The 19,438-nt window shown below is 72.5% G+C and carries 17 protein-coding genes; 8 read left to right on the top strand and 9 right to left on the bottom strand.

Annotated features, from left to right (window positions below; genetic code table 11):
- Positions 1 to 520: 520 nt before the first annotated feature.
- Positions 521 to 1,993, top strand: a complete 1,473-nt coding sequence (locus AB0G74_RS29015; RefSeq protein ID WP_361152108.1) for a PAS domain-containing sensor histidine kinase — start codon at positions 521 to 523, stop codon at positions 1,991 to 1,993.
- Positions 1,994 to 2,169: 176 nt separating this feature from the next.
- On the opposite strand, the gene AB0G74_RS29010 is transcribed toward AB0G74_RS29015, so the two are convergent.
- The gene (locus AB0G74_RS29010) at positions 2,170 to 2,427 is read right to left on the bottom strand and encodes a WhiB family transcriptional regulator (protein WP_003953983.1); all 258 of its coding nucleotides are present in this window, start codon (positions 2,425 to 2,427) and stop codon (positions 2,170 to 2,172) included.
- A gap of 321 nt (positions 2,428 to 2,748) precedes the next feature.
- A complete protein-coding gene (locus AB0G74_RS29005) occupies positions 2,749 to 3,717 on the bottom strand; it encodes a diacylglycerol kinase family protein (protein ID WP_361152053.1) in 969 nt (322 codons plus the stop codon).
- Between the two features lie 223 nt (positions 3,718 to 3,940).
- Here AB0G74_RS29005 and AB0G74_RS29000 point away from each other — a divergent pair, with 223 nt between their 5' ends.
- A complete protein-coding gene (locus tag AB0G74_RS29000; protein WP_361152051.1) occupies positions 3,941 to 4,354 on the top strand; it encodes a hypothetical protein in 414 nt (137 codons plus the stop codon).
- Positions 4,355 to 4,517: 163 nt separating this feature from the next.
- Here the strand turns inward: AB0G74_RS29000 and AB0G74_RS28995 are convergent, their stop codons facing one another.
- The 3 genes from AB0G74_RS28995 to AB0G74_RS28985 form a co-directional block, all read right to left on the bottom strand.
- Positions 4,518 to 5,792, bottom strand: coding sequence for an RNA polymerase sigma factor SigF (locus AB0G74_RS28995; protein WP_361152044.1), 1,275 nt, complete (start codon positions 5,790 to 5,792; stop codon positions 4,518 to 4,520).
- Positions 5,789 to 6,202 carry an anti-sigma regulatory factor gene (locus tag AB0G74_RS28990; protein WP_358825682.1) on the bottom strand — a complete coding sequence of 138 codons (414 nt, stop codon included), beginning with the start codon at positions 6,200 to 6,202 and terminating at the stop codon, positions 5,789 to 5,791. The genes AB0G74_RS28995 and AB0G74_RS28990 overlap by 4 nt, the downstream gene beginning before the upstream one ends.
- 308 nt (positions 6,203 to 6,510) lie before the next feature.
- Complete coding sequence (locus AB0G74_RS28985) at positions 6,511 to 6,771, bottom strand: UBP-type zinc finger domain-containing protein (protein WP_361152040.1); 261 nt, start codon at positions 6,769 to 6,771, stop codon at positions 6,511 to 6,513.
- Between the two features lie 92 nt (positions 6,772 to 6,863).
- On the opposite strand from AB0G74_RS28985, the gene AB0G74_RS28980 reads away from it, so the two are divergent.
- Complete coding sequence (locus AB0G74_RS28980; RefSeq protein ID WP_361152038.1) at positions 6,864 to 8,456, top strand: Na+/H+ antiporter; 1,593 nt, start codon at positions 6,864 to 6,866, stop codon at positions 8,454 to 8,456.
- Positions 8,457 to 8,892: 436 nt separating this feature from the next.
- Here AB0G74_RS28980 and AB0G74_RS28975 read toward each other — a convergent pair whose 3' ends face one another.
- Positions 8,893 to 9,819, bottom strand: a complete 927-nt coding sequence (locus AB0G74_RS28975; RefSeq protein ID WP_361152035.1) for a pyridoxal-phosphate dependent enzyme — start codon at positions 9,817 to 9,819, stop codon at positions 8,893 to 8,895.
- An 842-nt stretch (positions 9,820 to 10,661) separates the two neighbouring features.
- Here AB0G74_RS28975 and AB0G74_RS28970 point away from each other — a divergent pair.
- The 3 genes from AB0G74_RS28970 (at position 10,662) to AB0G74_RS28960 (ending at position 12,598) form a co-directional block, all read left to right on the top strand.
- Positions 10,662 to 11,699 (top strand): family 2 encapsulin nanocompartment cargo protein polyprenyl transferase, encoded by a 1,038-nt coding sequence (locus tag AB0G74_RS28970; RefSeq protein ID WP_361152033.1) that lies wholly within the window; start codon positions 10,662 to 10,664, stop codon positions 11,697 to 11,699.
- Between the two features lie 92 nt (positions 11,700 to 11,791).
- A complete protein-coding gene (locus AB0G74_RS28965; protein WP_361152031.1) occupies positions 11,792 to 12,019 on the top strand; it encodes a hypothetical protein in 228 nt (75 codons plus the stop codon).
- Positions 12,020 to 12,157: 138 nt separating this feature from the next.
- Complete coding sequence (locus AB0G74_RS28960) at positions 12,158 to 12,598, top strand: DUF6304 family protein (RefSeq protein ID WP_361152028.1); 441 nt, start codon at positions 12,158 to 12,160, stop codon at positions 12,596 to 12,598.
- 229 nt (positions 12,599 to 12,827) lie between these two features.
- Here the strand turns inward: AB0G74_RS28960 and snpA are convergent, their stop codons facing one another.
- Positions 12,828 to 13,511 (bottom strand): snapalysin, encoded by a 684-nt coding sequence (snpA, locus tag AB0G74_RS28955; RefSeq protein ID WP_361152025.1) that lies wholly within the window; start codon positions 13,509 to 13,511, stop codon positions 12,828 to 12,830.
- A 491-nt stretch (positions 13,512 to 14,002) separates the two neighbouring features.
- Here snpA and AB0G74_RS28950 point away from each other — a divergent pair, with 491 nt between their 5' ends.
- Positions 14,003 to 14,965 carry a LysR family transcriptional regulator gene (locus AB0G74_RS28950; RefSeq protein WP_361152022.1) on the top strand — a complete coding sequence of 321 codons (963 nt, stop codon included), beginning with the start codon at positions 14,003 to 14,005 and terminating at the stop codon, positions 14,963 to 14,965.
- Positions 14,966 to 15,403: 438 nt separating this feature from the next.
- Here the strand turns inward: AB0G74_RS28950 and AB0G74_RS28945 are convergent, their stop codons facing one another.
- Both AB0G74_RS28945 and AB0G74_RS28940 read right to left on the bottom strand, forming a co-directional pair.
- Entirely contained in the window at positions 15,404 to 17,722 is a 2,319-nt protein-coding gene (locus AB0G74_RS28945) for a peptidoglycan recognition protein (protein WP_361152020.1), read from the bottom strand.
- A gap of 128 nt (positions 17,723 to 17,850) precedes the next feature.
- Positions 17,851 to 18,387 carry an NUDIX hydrolase gene (locus tag AB0G74_RS28940; protein ID WP_361152017.1) on the bottom strand — a complete coding sequence of 179 codons (537 nt, stop codon included), beginning with the start codon at positions 18,385 to 18,387 and terminating at the stop codon, positions 17,851 to 17,853.
- Between the two features lie 250 nt (positions 18,388 to 18,637).
- Here AB0G74_RS28940 and AB0G74_RS28935 point away from each other — a divergent pair.
- A partial coding sequence (locus AB0G74_RS28935; protein WP_361152015.1) for a hypothetical protein occupies positions 18,638 to 19,438 on the top strand: 801 nt, incomplete at its 3' end.

Raw genomic sequence — 19,438 nt, 5'->3', positions numbered from 1 at the left:
CCCCTAAATGCTCTCCCGAGCGCCGCCCCGGGGGAGGGGCCGTCTCCCTACGAGGGCGAAGAGAAGGGCAACCCAGGGGCGCGGGGAACTGCGCGAGCAACCACGGCCGGTCCGCAGGCCGCGAACAAGAATCAGTGGCTGGGCGCGGCCCGGGAGGGGCGAGGCGCTGGGGTCCCCCAATGCCCGGCGCAGCCGGGGCGGCGGCGCTCGGCGGGGGAAAAACCCGCGGGCCGCGGCGCCTGGCGGGACCCTCAACCCGCCCGGCACCGCAGCCCGGAGTGCTCCGGCCGGGCGAGTGTGCGGGCCCGCGCGGCCGATGGGGAGGGGCGCGTCGCAGTCAGGGCAGAGAGCACGCGTCCCTCATCCGCCCACCTGTGCGGGGAGGGCGGAAGTTCTCGATGACTTCATTGTGGACTAGACCATTCATGGATGTCCATGCGTCGGCGGCGAACAGTTCGAAGTCTCATCCGGGCTCTCATCTTCCTCATCGACCGCGGGTACGCTCGCATCTGTGCCCTCCATGAACGACCTCGTACGCCAGCACACCGCCCTCGGCGACTCGGACCTCGAGTGGCTCCATCTGCTGGTATCGGAGTGGCAGCTGCTCTCCGATCTCTCCTTCGCCGATCTCGTGCTCTGGGTCCCGACCCGGGACGGGACGCGCTATGTCTCCGTCGCCCAGATGCGGCCCAATACCGGCCCCACGTCCTACCAGGACGACATGGTCGGCCATCTGGTGCCCAGGGGCCGCCGGCCGCTGCTGGACGCCGCCCTGGACGAGGGGCGGATCGTGCGCGAGGGCGATCCGGAGTGGCGGGAGGAGGTCCCCGTACGGGTCGAGTCCATCCCGGTCCGGCGCGAGGGCCGGGTGCTGGGCGTGATCGCCCGTAACACCAATCTGCTGACCGTGCGGACCCCGTCCCGGCTGGAGCTGACCTATCTCCAGTCCGCCTCCGACCTGGCCCAGATGATCGCCGCCGGGTCCTTCCCGTTCCCGGGGCAGCAGGTCGACATGGACGCCTCGCCACGGGTCGGCGACGGGCTGATCCGGCTGGACTCCGAGGGCGTGGTGCAGTACGCCAGCCCCAACGCGCTCTCCGCCTATCACCGCCTCGGGCTCGCCTCCGACCTCGTCGGCCATCATCTGGGCCAGGTCACCGCCGAACTGGCGCCCTCCCGGGGCCCGGTGGACGAGGCGCTGGTCAAGCTGGCCAGCGGCTACGCGCCCCGGGAGACCGAGGTCGAGGGCAACGGCGGCGTGATCCAGCTCCGGACCATTCCGCTCCGCCCCAAGGGCACCCGGATCGGGTCCCTGGTCCTGCTCCGAGACGTCACCGAACTGCGGCGGCGCGAACGCGAGTTGATCACCAAGGACGCCACCATCCGGGAGATCCACCACCGGGTGAAGAACAATCTCCAGACCGTCGCCGCGCTGCTGCGGCTCCAGGCCCGCCGGATGGACTCGGTCCGCGGCCGGGAGGCCCTGAACGAGGCCGTACGGCGGGTGGGGTCGATCGCCATCGTCCACGAGACCCTCTCCCAGAACCTCGACGAGCGGGTGGAGTTCGACGAGATCGCGGACCGGGTCATCGCGATGGTGGCGGAGATCTCACCGGGCAAGGTCGACTGCCGCCGGATCGGCCGGTTCGGCATTCTCGACGCCGAGGTCGCCACCCCGCTGTCGATGGTGCTGACCGAGGTCCTGCAGAACGCGCTGGAGCACGCATTCCCGGCGGGGGAGCGGGGCTCGGTCGAGGTCTCGGCGGTACGCGGCCCCCAGCGGCCCGACAGCAGGCTGCTGATCACCGTCCAGGACGACGGCTCGGGCCTGCCCGAGGGCTTCGACGCCCAGACGGCCGGGAATCTGGGGCTCCAGATCGTCCGGACCCTGGTCGAGGGCGAACTGGGCGGCAGCTTCGACATGCTCCCGGTCCCGGAGCCCGGCCGCGGTACCCGGGTCGTCCTCGACATCCCCGTCCGGTCCCAGAAGTAGCGCCCGGGCCCGGGGCGCTGGGGGCGTTCGCGTCCGAAACGGCAGCGAGCCCCGGAAGCCTGGGGCTTCCGGGGCTCGAACGCTGTGGGTCGTACTGCTGCGCGCTGCGGCTCGGTGGCGGTGATTGCGTACGCTCCGTACGCGCCGCCGGTCGCTTCGGCGTATCGCGGGGGCGATCAGGCGCTGGCGTTACGCGCCCGGTTGCGAGCGGCGCGGCGCTTCATCGCGCGGCGCTCGTCCTCGCTCAGGCCACCCCAGACGCCGGAGTCCTGGCCGGACTCGAGCGCCCACTGCAGGCACTGCTCCATGACGGGGCAGCGACGGCAGACGGCCTTGGCTTCCTCGATCTGCAGCAGCGCAGGACCGGTGTTGCCGATGGGGAAGAACAACTCGGGGTCTTCCTCGCGGCAAACGGCGTTGTGACGCCAGTCCATGGCTGCTACCTCTCCTTGTGTGACATGCGGATTGCTTGTGAATGTGAACGCTTTCACGAATCCCCCCGCAACGGAAGGGCCGACTACCGACATCACATCGGCGTGGTCCAGGTGTTTGAGGAGGGGTTCCGGCGATCTGCGGGGCCGAGGTTTAGCGGGCCGTCCCGATCGCCATGAAGAGACTCGCAAACCTCGGCGGCGGATACAACCCCTTCTGGAAAGTTTTTTTTGATTCCTCGGTGTCGACTAGGTCACAGCCGTACTTCCATGGGGTGGATACTGGTCCGTACGTTCGAGATGAAGGCGGTACGGCCCTTCCACTCACACAATCACACGCAGTGCATGGCGTACGCCTGTGAACGTCACGCTCGTCCGCAGTCCGAGATGGTCACCGTCCATCTGAAAGGGGAGCGGAACCTTTGAATTCAAGGTGAAGTCATCCATGTCGTGCACCGTCACCGCGTGCTTGCCGTGCGGACCCCGTTCGGGCGTCGAACGCAGTAGCTGGGTCGCGTAGCGGGCCACCGCGGGGGTCGACAGCCGGGAGAGCCCCAGCAGGTCGAGGCCGGTGTCGAAGGACGCGTCGGGGGATACGTATATCGGGCGATTGCCGAGGTACGTCCAGGGGGAGGTGTTGGCGACTATCGCCACCACGAGATCGGTGACCGGGTCGGCGCCGGGGCGTTCGAGGGCGATCGTGCCGTGATGCCGGTGGGGGTACTGGAGGAACTGGCGTACGACCTGCCGGACGTAGAGGGGGTGCGTCGAACGCTTTCCGAGTTCCCGCTGCTGTTCGACCCGGCCGATCACACTGGCGTCGAATCCGTAACCCGCGCAGAACGTGAACCAGCGGCCGGGAACTCCCTCGTCCGGGGTGCCGGGCGTACCAGCCGCGAGGCCGAGACCGACGGTCCGCTCGCTCCGGGTGGCGAGGGCGTCCAGAATCGCGCCGGTCGCCTCGACGGCGTCGTTCGGCAGCCCGAGCGCGCGGGCGAAGACATTGGTCGAGCCGCCGGGGACCACGGCCAGCTTCGGCAGCCCCTCCGGGTCGGGTCCCGCGTGCAGCAGTCCGTTGACGACCTCGTTGACGGTGCCGTCGCCGCCGAGGGCCACGACCAGATCGATCTCGCCCGAGTCGGCCGCCCGGCGGGCCAGGTCGCGGCCGTGGCCGCGGTACTCGGTCGTCACGGCCTCCAGCTTCATCTCACTGGCGAGGGCGTGGATCAGTACGTCCCGGGTGCGGGCACTGGTGGTGGTTGCTGCCGGATTGACCACGAGAAGTGCGCGCATGAGGTGCAGCGTACCCAGCCCGCGTCGGGGGCGGTAATGCCGGGCCCGGCGGCGGGCCGGGGGCCGGGCACGGGGCCGGTACGGACGGGTGTCCGGGCGCTCGCGCGAGGACGGCGCCGTCCCCCGGTCCGGCGGTGGCGGCCGGGCAGCGGTCGGGGAGGAGCTGGGGAAGGGCCGGGGAGGCGGCGTCCGGCGGCGGGGCCGTACGGACTACCCTGCTGGGGTGAGCGCTGACCCGACCCCCCGCCCCAGCCGTCTGACCGCCGCCGCCGCGGTGTCCGGTCTGGAGGGCGTCGCCCTGGTCGGATACGGCGTCTATCTGCTGGTGATGGGCCTGCTGGGGCGGCCGGAGAGCCCGACCCAGGCCGAGATGGGCGGACTGACCCTGATCGCCCTCGGCGCGTTCCCGCTGGTCGCGGCGCGCGGACTGCTGCTCTGCCGGTCCTGGGCCCGGGGGCCGGCGCTGATCACGCATCTGATGGCGCTCATCCCGGCCTGGTCGCTGCTGCGGTCGCCGTCGTCGGCGCTGGTCCCGGTGGGGATCGTGGTGGGCGTGGTCGCCGTCACCGGTCTGACCCTGCTGATCAGCTCGGAGACCACCCGGGCGCTGGGGATCCGGCCCCCGAGCGGCGACTGATCCACCGGCCCGGTTGATCCGCCGGGCCGACCGCTTGGGCGGCGCGTACCGCCGTGGGTCTCGTACGGGCGCGTTCCTGTGCCGTCACGGTGTCGTACGGCGGCCCTGCGGCGCTTCGGCGGCCCGCGCCCCGGACGGGCCGGGACGGGGGCCGGTGCCCGTCCTACTCCTCGACCAGGAGCTTGTCGCGGAGCTGGGCCAGCGTTCTGGCCAGCAGCCGGGACACATGCATCTGGGAGATGCCGACCTCCTGCGCGATCTGCGACTGGGTCATATTGCCGAAGAACCGCAGCAGCAGGATCCGCTTCTCGCGCGGCGGCAGATCCTCCAGTAGCGGCTTGAGGGACTCGCGGTACTCCACGCCCTCCAGGGCCTCGTCCTCCGCGCCGAGGGTGTCGGCGACCGCGGGCGACTCGTCGTCGGTGTCGGGGACGTCGAGGGAGAGGGTGGAGTACGCGTTGGCCGACTCCAGCCCCTCCAGGACCTCCTCCTCCGAGATCCCGAGCCGTTCGGCCAGCTCGTGGACCGTGGGGGAGCGGCCGTGCAGCTGCGACAGCTCGGCCGTCGCCGTCGTGAGGGAGAGCCGCAGCTCCTGGAGTCTGCGGGGGACGCGGACCGCCCAGCCCTTGTCCCGGAAGTGGCGCTTGATCTCGCCCACGACGGTCGGCGTGGCGTAGGTCGAGAACTCCACCCCACGCTCCGGGTCGAACCGGTCCACGGACTTGATCAGACCGATCGTCGCGACCTGGGTGAGATCGTCCAGCGGCTCGCCCCGGTTGCGGAACCGCCGGGCCAGATGCTCCACCAGCGGCAGATGCATCCGGACGAGCTGATTACGCAGCTCGGCCCGCTCGGGGGAGCCGTCCGGCAGCTTGCGCAGCTCCACGAACATGGCCCGGGCGCCGCTGCGGTCGGTGGATTCCTGCCGCCCCTCCGCGACACCGTTCCCACCGGCCTTCGAACCGGCCCCGTCCGTCTCGTCCGACTCGCCGGTGGCGCCCGCAGCGGTCGCAGCGGTTTCGGCGGTCGCAGCGGTTTCGGTGGTTTCGGTGTCCTCAAGGGGCGCGGCGCCGCTGTCCGGAGCCGGGACGGGCGCGGGGTCGCCGGGGCCCTCACCCCGGGCGCCCGCGCCCGCTTGCGCCGGTGCCGTCGCGGTCGCCGTGCCGTGGCCCGCTCCGGCGCCCGGCCGGGCGCCGACGGGATCGTGGTCGTTCGCGTTCTCGTGATCGTTCTCGGTCATCTGGTCCGCCCTCGCCCCGGGCTCCGCCGCAGTGGCAGCCCCCGCCTGCTCAGCCGCGGCCGGTCGGCCGCCGAGTACGTCGCCGTCGAGTCCGTGGAATCCGTCGAGTCCGTGGGCCTGCTGCTCCGGGATGTCGGGTGGCGCGGCGGGCTGCCCGTCCCGCTCGCCGTCCCGTACCGGACCGTTCCCGCTCCTCACGCCGGCCCGGGTCCCGCGCCGCGCTGTTTGTACAGGCTGATACAGACCGTGCGGTCGTCGGCGACCGACGACTCCACCTTTCCGGCCAGTGCGGAGAGCACCGTCCAGGCGAAGGTGTCGCGCTCGGGGGCCCGGCCGTCGGTGGTCGGGGCGGAGACCGTGACCTCCAGTGAATCGTCGATGAGCCGGAACACACAGCTCAGGACCGAACCGGGGACCGCCTGCTGCAACAGGATCGCGCACGCCTCGTCGACCGCGATCCGCAGATCCTCGATCTCGTCGAGGGTGAAGTCCAAGCGCGCCGCGAGGCCGGCGGTGGCCGTACGCAGCACGGACAGATAGGCACCCGCAGCGGGCAGCCGGACTTCGACGAAGTCCTGGGTCCCGGGCTCGCCTGCGATCTGGGACACCCTCACCTCCAAGGTGACACATGCTCTATCGGGGCCCGCGGGGCGGATCCCGGGGCCGTCGGTACGCGCTCCGGTACGACGGGGGCTCACGCGACGAACGCGCGGCCGGGTACCGGCCCGGCGACGCTATCGCGATCCATGGTGCCCTGTCGCAGGGCCCCCCGGAGTTACTGTCACTCATGGTAGGCATATGAGTACGCACAGTGGCTAGTGGTCTGCGGGACGCAATTCCAGGTACCGGGGGGAGGGTTGACGTACCCACCGTTCGAACTGGTGAATCCCCAGGACGGGGGCGGTACGGGCCCCGCTCAGACGAGGGCGCCGTCCACGAAGCACCAGCGCCAGTCCTCGCCCGGCTCGAAACTGCGCATCACGGGATGACCGGCCTCCCGGAAGTGGGCCGTCGCGTGCCGCAGCGGCGAGGAGTCGCAGCAGCCGACATGGCCGCACTCCAGACAGAGCCGCAGATGAACCGGCTGTACGCCCGCGATCACGCATTCCGGGCACGTTTCGGACTGGGCGGCGGGCTCCGGGCGGGGCAGCGCCGCGGTATGCGGACACTCACTCATGATGGCCAGATTACGGCGCCCGGGCCGGGGCTTCCCGTCGAGCGGTCCGACCGCCGATCCCGACCGGACGGACGACGGACGGAGAACCGGGCATGGAGGCACTGTCCCTGGTGGGGCTGGTCGCGGCGAGCGCGGCGGTGGCCGGGGCCGCCCGCCGTACCCCCGTACCGGCGCCGCTGCTGCTCGTCACGGCCGGGCTCCTGGCCGCCTACGTCCCCGGGGTGCCCGAGTACGCCCTCGACCCGCATATCGTGCTGCCGCTGATCCTGCCGCCGCTGCTGCACACGGCCGCCCTGGAGAGCTCGTATCTCGATCTGCGGGCCAACATCCGGCCCGTCGCCCTGCTCTCCTTCGGCTACACCCTCTTCGCCACCCTCGCCGTGGGGTGGCTGGCCTATCTGCTGATCCCGCAGCTGCCGCTGACGGCGGCCCTGGTCCTGGGCGCCGTGATCGCACCCCCCGACGCGGTCGCCGCCACCGCGATCGCCCGCAAACTGGGACTGCCGCACCGGATCACCACCATCCTCCAGGGCGAATCGCTGATCAACGACGCCACCGCGATCACCGCCTACCGGGTCGCCGTCGCCGCCGCCGTCGGCGAAGGCGCCAGCTGGCTCGGCGGCCTCGGGGAGTTCGCCGTCGCCGCCGTCGGCGGGGTCGCCGTGGGGCTGCTGCTCATGGTGCCCATCCACTGGCTGCGGACCCGGCTCAAGGAACCCCTGCTCCAGAACACCCTCTCGCTGCTGATCCCGTTCGCGGCCTACGCGGCGGCCGAACAGGTCCATGCCTCCGGGGTACTCGCCGTCGTCGTGGTCGCGCTCTACCTCGGCCACCGCGCCTGGCAGGTCGACTTCGCCACCCGGCTCCAGGAGGCCGCCGTCTGGAAAATGGTCGCCTTCCTCCTGGAATCCGTGGTCTTCGCCCTGATCGGACTGCAACTCCCCTACGTCCTGCGGGGCCTCGGCGACTACGGAGTGGCACAGGCCCTGGCGTACGCGGTCGGGATCTTCGTCCTCGTCGTCGCCGTACGGTTCCTCTGGGTCTTCCCCGCGACCTTCCTGCCCCGGCGGCTCTCCGCCCGGATCCGGGCCCGCGAACCGGGCGTGACCTGGAAGGCGCCCCTGATCGTCGGCTGGGCCGGAATGCGGGGCGTGGTCTCCCTCGCGATCGCCTTCTCCATCCCCCTGACCACCGCGTCCGGAGCACCCTTCCCGTCCCGGAACCTGGTCCTCTTCCTGACCTTCACCACGGTGATCGGCACACTCGTCGTCCAGGGACTTACCCTGCCCGCCCTGATCCGGGCGCTCCGGCTGCCGCGCCCCGACGCCTACGCCCAGACCCTCGCCGAGGCCGAGGCCCAGAACGAGGCGTCCGAGGCGGCCGACCGGCGGCTCGACGCCCTGCTCACCGATGAACGCAACGCCCTCCCCGGCCCGCTGGAGGACCGGCTGCGGACCGTGATGGAACGGCGGCGCAACTCCGTCTGGGAACGGCTCGGCTCGGTCAACGAACACACCGGCGAGTCCGCGGACGAGACGTACCGGCGGCTGGCCCGGGAGATGATCGGCGCCGAGCGCGCGGTCTTCGTCCGACTCCGCGACGAACGCCGGATCGACGACGAGATGATGCGGGCGCTGCTGTTCCGCCTGGACTTGGAGGAGGCGGCGGCCTACCGCGACGACTGATCGCCTCCGGCGCGGTGGGGGGATCGGGTGCCGTGCGGTGGCCTGGTGTTGTTCGCGGTCTGCGGACCGTGTGTGGCTGGTCGCGCAGTCCCGCTCCCTGTGCCCCCAGCGCCTTGGCCCTCCGGGGCACCGCCTACTACCCGGGCCGCGCCCGGCGACCTGATGTTGTTCGCGGTCCGCACCACCGTCGTGGCTGGTCGCGCAGTTCCCCGCGCCCCTAAAAGCTCTCCCCGGCACCGCCCCTGAGAAGGGGGCCCGCCTCGCTGCGAGGGCGATCAGGAAGGCAACCTGGGGGCGCGGGGAACTGCGCGAACAGCCACGGACGGTCCGCAGACCGGGAACGACATCGGGTCGCCGGGCGGAACCGGGTTGCCGAAGGCATGGGGGGCGGAACTGTGCGACCAGCCACAGGCGGGCGCGGTCCGGACGCGGGACGTTACTGCGGGGTGCCCGTGATGATCGCGGTGAGGGTGGTGCCGCGGGGGAACGCTCCCTCCGTTGTGAGGGTCGTCAGGGCCAGCAGCGCCTTGGCGACGTAGAGCCGCTCCACGGGGAGGCCGTGGCGGGACTCGAAATCGGTGGCGAAGGCGAGCAGTTCGGGCGGCGTACGGGCATAGCCGCCGCAGTGGAACCGGTCGTCCAGCGACCACTCGCCGCGCCGCCCGCCGAACGCCTCGTGCTGGAGGCGCTCCACCTCCGCCCCGAGGAAGCCGCCCTTCAGTACCGGGATGCCCAGGGTCCGCTGGCCGGGGCCGAGGCCGGCCGCCAGGCCCGCGAGGGTGCCGCCCGTGCCGCAGGCGACCACGACCACATCGGCCGCGCCCCGCAGCTCGCGCCCCAGCTCCGCGCAGCCCCGGGCGGCGAGCGCGTTGCTCCCGCCCTCCGGTATGACGCGGACCCCGGCGGGACCGGCGCCGGAAGGCGCGTCCCGGGTCGCTGTGGCGACGATGTCGGTGAGCACGGCGGGATCGTCCTTCGCGCGGTACGTCCCCCGGTCGACGAAGACCAGCCGCATCCCGTCGGCGGCGCACCGGGCGAGCGACGGATTCAGCGGGCGGTCGGCCAGCTCGTCGCCCCGGACCACGCCGATCGTCGTCACCCCGAGCAGCCGTCCGGCGGCGGCCGTGGCCCGCAGATGGTTGGAGTACGCCCCGCCGAAGGTCAGCAGGGGGCGTCCGGCGGCGGCCCGCAGATTCGGTGCGAGCTTGCGCCATTTGTTGCCCGGGAGATCGGGGTGGATCAGATCGTCCCGCTTGAGCAGCAGCCGGACGCCGTGCCGCGAGAAGCGCTCGTCCTCGACGGCCACCAGCGGCGAAGGCAGCCGGGGCCGCAGGGCGGCGGGGTCGAGCGCTTCCGGGTGCATGACCCCATTGTGACCGGCACCGGCGACCCCGGCCCCGGCCTGTGGACAACGCCCCGGGACCCTCGCGACGAGCGGCCGCCGGACATCTCAGACCTGAGACGGGAGATCCGGGACCGGAAAGGGGTTCGCCGGAAGGAATCAGCCGGAACGGCCCGCCCGGACGGAGATCGGGTACGTCGAATTCCGTATCAGCCTACTTAACCGGGTCACTGGACAGAGCGCCGCTGTTCGGATCGTGTGCGATCCGAATCGGTCATCCGCGATCGCCCCACCTGGCGGATTGCCCTTTTCTCCGGGGTGTGCCCAGGGTCCGTGGAACTAGTCCCATCAATTCGTGTAATGGCGTTGCGACTTCACCCGCTGGAAGCTTTTTGCCGTGCGGACCGGACGGTTCCGGCGGGTGTCCGCCGTGCGCCGGTCCGAGGGCCGCACGCGGTGACGAGAGGAAGCATCGATGTCGGTTGGTCCGGTTGGTCCGGTTGGTCTGCGGGACGCCGTCGGCCCGGCCGCGCCGGGGTAACCCGTACGCCGTCCGCGGCCCCGGTCGCCGCCGACCGCCCGTCGGCCGTCAGCCGTCGCAGGGCCGCCCCCGGCCGCCCCGCGCCCCGACCCCGGCGCCGTACCCCCGTAACGCCGCCTCCGGAGCCGTCGTCCGGACGCCCCTCGGTGCGCCGGCCGGGCTCCCGGCTGACCGCCCGGGCGGTCACCCCGTACCCCGTACGTCCCCCTCCGGGGCCGTAACGCCGCATACCGCCCCCGGGCCGTACCCGGGTACGACCCGTGTCCCGGGCGTGCCCCGAACCGTCGGCCGGGACACCGTCCGCGTGGAAAGGACCCCGTACGTGAGCATTTCCGAGACCGTCGAAGGCCGTGAGGCCCTCGACCTGCTCGAACGGACCCGGGCGGTCGTCGACCCCCGGCTGCGCGCGGCCCTCGGGTCGCTGCCGGGGCCCATGAGCCGGGTCGCCCTCTACCACTTCGGCTGGGAGAACGCCGACGGCAGCCCGGCCGCCGGGTCCCCGGGCAAGGCGATCCGGCCGGCGCTCGTCCTGGCCGCCGCCGAGGCGTTCGGCGCCGCCCCGGAACGCGCGGTCGCCGCCGCCGCCGCGATCGAGCTGGTGCACAACTTCACCCTGCTCCACGACGACGTGATCGACGAGGACCCCACCCGCAGACACCGCCCCACCGCGTGGACCGTCTTCGGCACCCCCGACGCGATCATCGTCGGGGACGCCATGCTGGCCCTCGCCTACCGGCTCCTGGCCGAGGACGGCCATCCGGCGGCCGGGGCCGCCGCCGAACGGATCGCGAACTGTGTGATCGAGCTGTGCGGCGGGCAGCAGGCCGACTGTGCCTTCGAGGAGCGCGCCCCGGAGGAGGTCTCCCTGGACGAGTGCGTGGCGATGGCGACCGCCAAGACCGGGGCGCTGCTGGGCTGCGCCTGCGCCGTGGGGGCGCTGTACGCGGGCGCCGGGGCCGAGGAGACCGACGCCCTGGACTCCTTCGGGCGGGAGGCCGGTCTCGCGTTCCAGCTGATCGACGATCTGATCGGGATCTGGGGGGACCCGGGGCGGACCGGGAAACCCGCGGGTGCCGATCTCGTCGCGCACAAGAAGAGCCTGCCGGTCGTGGCGGCCCTGACGTCGGGGACCCCGGCCGCCGCCGAGCTGGCCGGGCTCTACCGGGGCCATATGTCACCGTCGGCGGTGGCGCTGGCCGCCGACGCCGTGGACCGGGCGGGCGGCCGGGACTGGGCCCAGTTCCAGGCGTCGGAGCGGATGGCGCGGGCCGTGCACGAGCTGTCGCGGGCCGTACCGGACCTGGCGGCGGCGGGGGATCTGCTGGCGCTGGCGGAGTTCGTGACCCGAAGGTCCCGGTGAGCGGAGGGCCGCCGGGTCTCCGCTCTCCGTACCGCCGCGGCCCCGGGCCGCCGTACCGTGCCGCCCCCGGGCCACCGGCCTATGCTGGACGCATGGGCACTACAGGACGAGGCACCGTCCACAGCCCGCAGGCGGAGTTCCGCTGCCCGGCGTGCGGTGAACCGGTGGCCACGGAGATGCGACGGCACAAGACCATGGGCACTTTCGTGCCCCTGTGGGGTCCCGGGCCGTGCCACAACCGGGAGTGCGCCGCCTATGCCGGGCTCGAGGAGACCGCCGCGGACGGCCCCGCGGACGCCCCGGCCGTCGGTACCGGCTGAACCCCTGTGACAACGGGGGCGCGAGCGACGTTCGCGCCCCCTGATCCGGCCCGCTTTCGCAGGTCGTAGCGGTCCGAAGGGGCCGAAGAGGTATCCCGGATGCACGCCCCCGGCCCGCGTAGCGCTACAGTCCGCGCCATGTCATCGGAGTCGACTGAGGTCTGGGCGGGCTGGTACCGCGATCGGCGGGGCGCGGAAGCGGTCACGATCGCGGCGCGCGGACGGCAACTGTGTACGCGCATCAGGGGTGTTGAGTACGAGGGGGCGGCCTTCGCCGCCTTGGAGGCCGCGGGGACCGGGGGATTGCTCTCGTCCTGTGTACTGGAGTGGGACATGCCGCTTCCCGTCCATGCGGACGGAACGGTCCACCGGGCCACGCTGAGCTGTCTGCTGACGCTCGGCGAGCCCCGGCCGGACGGATCGCTCGACCGGGCCGATCTGAATCTGACGCTCCATTACGGCGGGGCGGCCTTCGAGGCCGGAGTCGCCGGGGGCGACTTCGAGGACGCGCTGGACCGGTTGCAGCGACAGCTGCCGCAAGGCGCCGAACTGGGGGTACGGGCACCAGCCGACGTATGACGCCGTCCGGGGCGCGGGTGCTTCCGGACGGCGGAGGGCCCGGAGCCGTACGGCCGAGTGGGTGTTGCGGGGAGGCGCCCCGCCGCAGCGGCGGCGGGGCGCCGGACGCGTCCGGGACCGGGTTTCACCGGTACCCGGCCCGGACGCGGGACCTCGGGGCGACGGCCGGTAGCCCGACCGCCGACGGTACTCCCGGCCGGTTCCGGCCGGTTCCGGCCGGCCGGATCCGTTACCGGTTGCGGTTCACCGGCGCGAAGCCGTTGGCCCACAGCTGGTTGACCCGGTTGCGTTCGGCCGAGTTGGGGATGTCGTTCTGACAGGACGGGCCGGGGCCGCCGCCGGACATCAGCTCACTGCACGGGCCCCGGTAGTTGTCCCGCAGACCGAGGACATGGCCGGTCTCGTGGGTCGTGACGCGGTTGGAGTTGTAGATCTGGTTCTGCCGGTAGTCGAGGAAGATGAAGCCGCGACCGTGGCCGTCGGTGCTGGCGTACGAGCCGCGCGGGTCATTGCCCTCGCGGTAGGTGAAGCTGGGGTTCGGGCCCTCCTGGAGACGGACATTGGCGACCGTGCCGTTCCACACCTGGGTGCTGCGGGCTATCTGGCTGCGGAACGACGGCGCGCCGGCGGCGCTGTACGTGACGGTCACCGCGCGGGCGCCGGGATTGGCGGCGCGCTTCTCGGCGACGGACTTCTGGACCGCCTTGAAGAACGCCTCGGTGGCACGGGCGTCCTCGCCCGAGCCCTCGTACGACTCCCAGGCGGCGGTGAGCGCCTTGGCCGTGACGGAGAGACCTGCGGAATCGGCCGTGGGGGCGGCCGAGGAGTCGGCGGCGGTGGCGGGGGTGGCGCCGAGTGCCGCGGCGAGGCCGACACCGATGGCGGCGGCGAGGACGGATCGGGGGTGACGCATGGGGGGCTCCTACTCGTCCGTTGAACGGGTTCGGTACGGAGTTTCGAGGAACCACCCCTGCTTGGGATGATGCCAACCGGCGATAACACCCGGCTATCACCGGCCCGTCGGGCGCATTCCGCCTCGGTGGCGGAGGCGGGCGTTCCGGGGCGTACGGCCATGCTCGGGCCGTCGTACGGGTCTGTCGTACGGGGCCGCTCGGGCGCCGGTCGCCAGGGGAATCGCCGACCGTCCCGAACCGGGCCGGGACATGGACCGGCCGGGCCGCGAAGAGCTGTTCCGGGGCCGCGCCGGGATAGTGCCGGGGCTGTTCGACCCAGGTTCACACAGCCGTACGCGACCGTTCACACCGGCCCCCGGGACGGTCACCGTCGCTGTCCGCTATCCGGTCCAGGGGATTCCGTTTGTTGTTTTTCTTTGCCGGTCTTTGTGGCGGTGCGCCGGGACTGTGCGTCTGGTGTGGCCGGGCGGCCCGGTCCTACTCTCCAGTCATGGAGCTCGAGGTGAGACACCTTCGCGCACTGTGCGCCATCGCGGACACGGGCAGCCTGCACAAGGCCGCCCGCCGACTGGGCGTCAGCCAGCCGTCGCTGACGACCCAGTTGCGCCGGATCGAGCACTCCCTCGGCGCGGAGCTGTTCTCCCGGCAGCGCAGCGGCTGCCGGCCGACGCCCGTCGGCCGGGCCGTACTCAGCCGGGCCCGCCCCCTGGTCGCCGAGATGGGCGCCCTGGTGGCGGAGGCCAAGGCCGCCGCCGCCCGGTCCCGGGGCCCCCGGCTGCGGATCGGGTCCACCGCCAGCCGCGCGCTGCCCGGCTGGCTCGGACGGCTCCGCCGCAGGCTGCCGGGCACGGATATCTCCCTCCATATGGACGTCTCGCCGAACGCCCTGCTGAGGATGGTCGCCGCCGGTCAACTCGACGTCGCCTTCGTCCACGAGGTGGAGGGCTCACCGCTGACGGTGCCGCCCGGACTCGCCGTCCGGGTCCTGATCGAACGCGAACCGCAGTTCGTCTCCATGGCCCGGGACCACCCGGCCGCCGCCGCGGCCGTCGTCGACCTGGCCGACCTCGCCGGAGACCGCTGGATCGTCGACCCCACCGTCGACGGCGAATGGGAAGGGGTACGCAGAGTCCTCACCGCCGCCGGGATAGACCCCCAACTCCTCCACGGCGACTACCACACGGCCGCCGCGCTGATCGCCGTCGGCGAGGGCGTCGCGCCCTGCCAGCCCACCTCCGACCCGCGCGACGACATGGCCGTACGGCCGCTCCGCGGCGACCCGCTGGCGGTCCGGCTGCTGCTGGTCACGGGCCCGGACGAAGCGGAACGGAACGCGGGGGTGTACGAGGACCTGGAGGCGGCGTACCGCGACGCGGCCGAGGGCTCGACGGCGTACCGCCAGTGGCTCCGCCGCAACAAGAGCCCGCTGCTTCCGGTCCCGACGCCCTGCTGACGCCCGCCTGTGGCCGTTGCCAGGCCCTCCGGGGTGCCGTCCCGAACCCCGGTCTCGCCCGGCGCCCTGATGTTGTCGGCGGCCCGCCCCACCGTCGTGGCTTGTCGCGCAGTTCCGCCCCCTATGCCTTCGGCAATGGGGGGACCCCCAGCGCCTTGGCCCTCCGGGTTGCCGCCTGAACTACCCGGGTCTCGCCCGGCGTCCTGATGTTGTCGGCGGTCTGCACCACCGTCGTGGCTGGTCGCGCAGTTCCCCGCGCCCCTAAATGCTCTTCAGCTTCCCGCCCCTGGGAAAGGGGCCCCACTCTCCGAGGGCGGTCAGGAAGGCACCCCAGGGGCTCGGGGAACTGCGAGACAAGCCCACCACCGGGCCGCGGGCTGCCGACAACATCAGGTCGCTGGGCGCGGCCCGGGGGCAGAGATCGGGGCCCGCGGCCGGTCAGCGGAGGTAGATCAGGCCGTCCGTGGTGATCGTGGGGCGCTTGGACGTGCCGGTGACGACGATCTTGACCGTGTGCCGGGCGCTGGTCGACCAGGTCTGGCTCCAGATCACATCCCGGAACTTCGTCGTCGTGGACCGCAGATCGACCGTCTTGGCCAGCTTGCCGTCCACATAGATCGACGCCTGGCCGGAGGTCGCCGCGCGGGAGACCACCCAGGCGGCCGAGCGGCCCGAGAAGGACCAGGTCAGGGAGGCGTTCTTGGTGGAGCTGCTGTACGACTTGCCGCCCAGGTAGCCCGAGGCCGACTTGGTCGTCCAGGAACCGGTCCGTACCGCCTGGGACTCCTGGAGGATTACCGGGGTCGCGGCGACGGACGCCGAGGCCGTGTTGCCCGCCTGGTCGGACGCGGTCAGTGCCCAGGTCGTGGCCGCGCCCGGCTTGGCGGTGAGGGACGCGGCGGTCGTCGCGGGCCCGTAGACGGCGGCGGTCGGGCCGGTGAGCCGGACGTCCTTCAGGGCGCGGGCGTCGGCGGCCTTCCAGCCCAGGGTGACGGGGACGGACGTGGCGCCGGCCGTGCCCGCGCGCAGGGCGATAGAAGGCCGGGTGGTGAAGGCGGGCGCGGTGGTGTCGGCGACGACGGTACGGGGCGCGGAGGTCACGGTCTTGCGGGAGATATGGGTGGCGCGGACCTCGACCCGGTGGACACCCGGGGCGAGGGTGACCTTGGCGGAGGTCGCGGTGCCCGGGAGGGACGCCGCGACCCTGCCGCCGACCAGGACCTCGTACTTGCCGATCAGCGCGGCCGGGGTGGTGGCCCGCCAGTTCACGGTCGCGGTGTTCTTCACATAGGTCGTGGTGCCGACCGTGCCGCCGCCGGTGACGGAGCCGACGGCCAGTCCGGACACGGCGCCGCCCGCCAGTTCGCGCACCGTTTTGAGCTGGGGGAAGGTCAGCTTGCCCGGGCATTCGGTGGCGTAGACGTCACCGTGGCCGTGGATGGTGGGGAAGGTCAGCCGGGCGCCCTGGGCCCACTTGCGGCCCGCGAGGTTGCCGCCCGCCGCGCCCGCCGTGAGGACGGTGGTGCCGGTCGGGTCGACCCCGTACTGGCCGAGTTTCCACGCGGCGACCCGGGCGGCGGAGTTCAGCGCGGCCTGCGGCGGGGACGTCTGCATGAAGTTGCCGAGGATCGAGACGCTGGTGGTCTCGGCGTTGAAGCCGTAGGCGTGGGCGCCGACGACGGGCCGGTCGATGCCGCCCTTGCGGCCCTCGAAGACGGTGCCGCACTTGTCGACCAGGAAGTGGTAGCCGATGTCCTTCCAGCCGCGTCCCTTGACGTGGTACGCGTACAGGCCGCGGACGATCGCGGGCGACTGGTCGCAGGTGTAGGCGTTGGTCTCGGAGGTGTGGTGGACCGTGACGGCCTTCACCCGGTCGTCGGGGAGATAGGCCGGGGCCTCGGGGCTCATCGACTCGTCGGCCTGCCAGCCCGCGCGGGTGGTGATCGGCGGGCGCGGGGCGGTCGACGGCGGTCCCGGTGTCGGGGTGGGTGCCACGGTCGGTGCGGTGGTGGGCGCGGTGGCGGACGGTGTCGGGTCCGGCGAGGCGGCCGGGGAGCCCGTGGGCTGCGGCACCGGCGGCTCGGTGGACGGCGTCGGGTCCGGGGTTCCGGCGGGGGCGGTCGGCTCGGTGGTCGCGGCGGGCGGGGTCTCCGTCGTGGGCGCGGTCTCCGTACCGGTTCCGCCGCCGGTCGCCGGGCCGGTCTCGGTGTCGGCCAGCGGGCGGGCGTACGCGGCGGGCTCCATCGCGGTCACCGAACCGGTACCCGGGTCGACCATGTCGAGCCGCAGCCCGGCGGGCAGCCTCGTCTCCTGGCCGCCCGCCTTCGCCCGTACCTCGACGCCCTTCGACGGGCCGACCCAGACCGGGTCCGTACCGCCGCGGCCCCCGGCGTCGCCCAGCAGGGCGTGCTCGCCCTCCAGCTGACGCCACGGCGACCACTTCCCGGACGCCGCCGACCTGGTCCGCACCTCGACGGAGCCGGTGATCCGCGCGGCGGGATCGGTCCAGGTCACACCGAGCATGCTGAAGGGCTCGGTGTCCCGGCGGGGAAGCGTGGCGGAGGTGCCGTCCGCAGCGATCTCCAGACCGGCGGCCCTGGCCTCCGTACGCGGCGAGCCGGATACGGCGTTCTTCCCGCCGCCACCCTCGCCACCGCCGGTCGGTCCGCCCGCGACGCTCTGGATCACCAGCACACCGGCGACCCCGGCCGCGATCGCGCCGCCGCCCCACCACAACCGTCTCTTCCCCGCCCCCACGGACCCTCCCCAAGTTGAATTTTTGATGTGTAACGCAACAACTGGGGTGCAAGTTACCGGAGGGGTGAATGTGAACGCTCAAGAGGGGCGGTACGGACACGTGATATCGGGCCGTCCCGGACGGGCCGTCAGAACGTTCCGGCCTCGTCCAGCAGCAGATAGAGCAGCCCGTTGAGGGTGGCGCCGCTGACGATCTCGCGCCGGTCGATCATGCCCCTGATCTCGGAGAGGGGGATCCACTCGATCCGGTCGGTCTCGTTCCGCTCGACCGGCGGCCCGGTGTACGTCGCGCCCTCGCCCCGGAAGAGGAAGTGCTCGGAGTCGGTGATCCCGTTCGCGGGCTGGGCGTAGAGCATCGGCTTGATCGCCGAGATCCGCCAGCCGGTCTCCTCCTCCACCTCCCGTACGGCGGTCTGCTCCGGTGTCTCACCCGCCTCGATCAGCCCCATGGGCAGCTCCCAGCCCCAGGTGTCGGTGACGAACCGGTGCCGCCACATCATCAGCACCCGCCGCCGGTCGTCCACGACGGCGGCCACCGCGAGATGCCGTATGCGCACCACATGGTGGTCGAACCGGTGGCCGTCGGGCTGCTCGACGTCCACCAGCCACAGGTTCACCCAGGGGTTGGTGTAGATCTGCCGCTCACCGTGGACGGTCCACCGCATCGCACCCGACTCCTCTGCTCCGTAACACCGTTCGGCGCTGTTCCGTCCGGTCGTCGGACGGTGTGCTGATCGTCCCACCGGGCCCGGGGGTGATCCCGGGCTTACGGCGCGGCTTCACCCGCAGGTGACCGGGTACGGCGGAGCCGCGGCGGTCCGGCGGCGGGAGCCGCTCCCGCGGCGGTGGGTGAAAACGCGTTGGCCGGACTGCGCCGAGCTGCGAGGATGCGTCTGTTTCCCGGCTGGAGGGTATTTGTTCGTCTTTGTGTGCGCGGGCTGCGGTGCCGAGCTGACCGTCCCGCTGTCCCGGGTGGCCCTGCCGGTCCACGCCCGTCAGAAGTACGGCAACGGGGCTCAGCTCCCGGTGCTCATGCGGTCGGGGGAGTTCGCCGTGGACCCGGACCCCTGGGGCGGGCCGCGGCGGCTGTGGGCCGGGATCGATCCGGCCGAGGCGGCGGCGCGCGGTATCCACGCGCCGGTCCACGCCCTGTCCGACGGAACGCCCGGGGCGACTGTCATCGCGCCGGGCGATATCCGGGGGACCCGGCTGATTCCCGAGAAGCGCGGCGGCGCCTGCTGCGGACTCGACGGCGCCGACGGGCCCAATATGGCCTGCGAGAGCTGCGACCTGCCCGTGGCGGCCAGGGTCGACGACTGCTCGCTCTGGCAGATGGTGCGGCTCGATCCGGACGCCGTACGCCGGATCCCCGTCGACCCCGGCGGTGGTGCGCCCGCCGCGCCCCTCTCCTGGGCGGAGCTGGTGGAGCAGGGGGAGGAGACACCGCTGTTCGAGCCGATCGCCACCTGGGGCGGACCGTCGGGACCGGGCCACTACTGGTCGTGGAGTCCGCGGTGGGAGGCGGCGGCCGGCCATGCGCTCGCCCATCTGCTGGTGGCCTCCGAGGGGCGGCCGGTGGAGGTCCCGGGCGGCCTGGCGGCGGACGTCTTCCAGCGCGCGCTCGATGTGCTGCTGCCCGCGGGCGCCCCGACCCCTAGGTTGCCTCTCTTGCCGTCCTCGTGGAAAGGCGGGGCCCTCTTTTCAGGGGCGGTGCTG

The organism is Streptomyces sp. NPDC020875 (assembly GCF_040641415.1).
In the GTDB taxonomy this organism is placed as follows: Bacteria; Actinomycetota; Actinomycetes; order Streptomycetales; family Streptomycetaceae; genus Streptomyces.
The sequence above is the reverse complement of the archived record's forward strand: the minus strand, read 5'-3'. Positions and strand labels throughout refer to the sequence as shown.

Coding starts and splice junctions, on each gene's coding strand:
- AB0G74_RS29015 (WP_361152108.1), top strand. CDS start 521: ATGAACGACCTCGTACGCCAGCACACCGCCCTCGGCGACTCGGACCTC.
- AB0G74_RS29010 (WP_003953983.1), bottom strand. CDS start 2,427: ATGGACTGGCGTCACAACGCCGTTTGCCGCGAGGAAGACCCCGAGTTG.
- AB0G74_RS29005 (WP_361152053.1), bottom strand. CDS start 3,717: ATGCGCGCACTTCTCGTGGTCAATCCGGCAGCAACCACCACCAGTGCC.
- AB0G74_RS28985 (WP_361152040.1), bottom strand. CDS start 6,771: ATGAGTGAGTGTCCGCATACCGCGGCGCTGCCCCGCCCGGAGCCCGCC.
- AB0G74_RS28980 (WP_361152038.1), top strand. CDS start 6,864: ATGGAGGCACTGTCCCTGGTGGGGCTGGTCGCGGCGAGCGCGGCGGTG.
- AB0G74_RS28975 (WP_361152035.1), bottom strand. CDS start 9,819: ATGCACCCGGAAGCGCTCGACCCCGCCGCCCTGCGGCCCCGGCTGCCT.
- AB0G74_RS28965 (WP_361152031.1), top strand. CDS start 11,792: ATGGGCACTACAGGACGAGGCACCGTCCACAGCCCGCAGGCGGAGTTC.
- AB0G74_RS28960 (WP_361152028.1), top strand. CDS start 12,158: ATGTCATCGGAGTCGACTGAGGTCTGGGCGGGCTGGTACCGCGATCGG.
- snpA (WP_361152025.1), bottom strand. CDS start 13,511: ATGCGTCACCCCCGATCCGTCCTCGCCGCCGCCATCGGTGTCGGCCTC.
- AB0G74_RS28950 (WP_361152022.1), top strand. CDS start 14,003: ATGGAGCTCGAGGTGAGACACCTTCGCGCACTGTGCGCCATCGCGGAC.
- AB0G74_RS28940 (WP_361152017.1), bottom strand. CDS start 18,387: ATGCGGTGGACCGTCCACGGTGAGCGGCAGATCTACACCAACCCCTGG.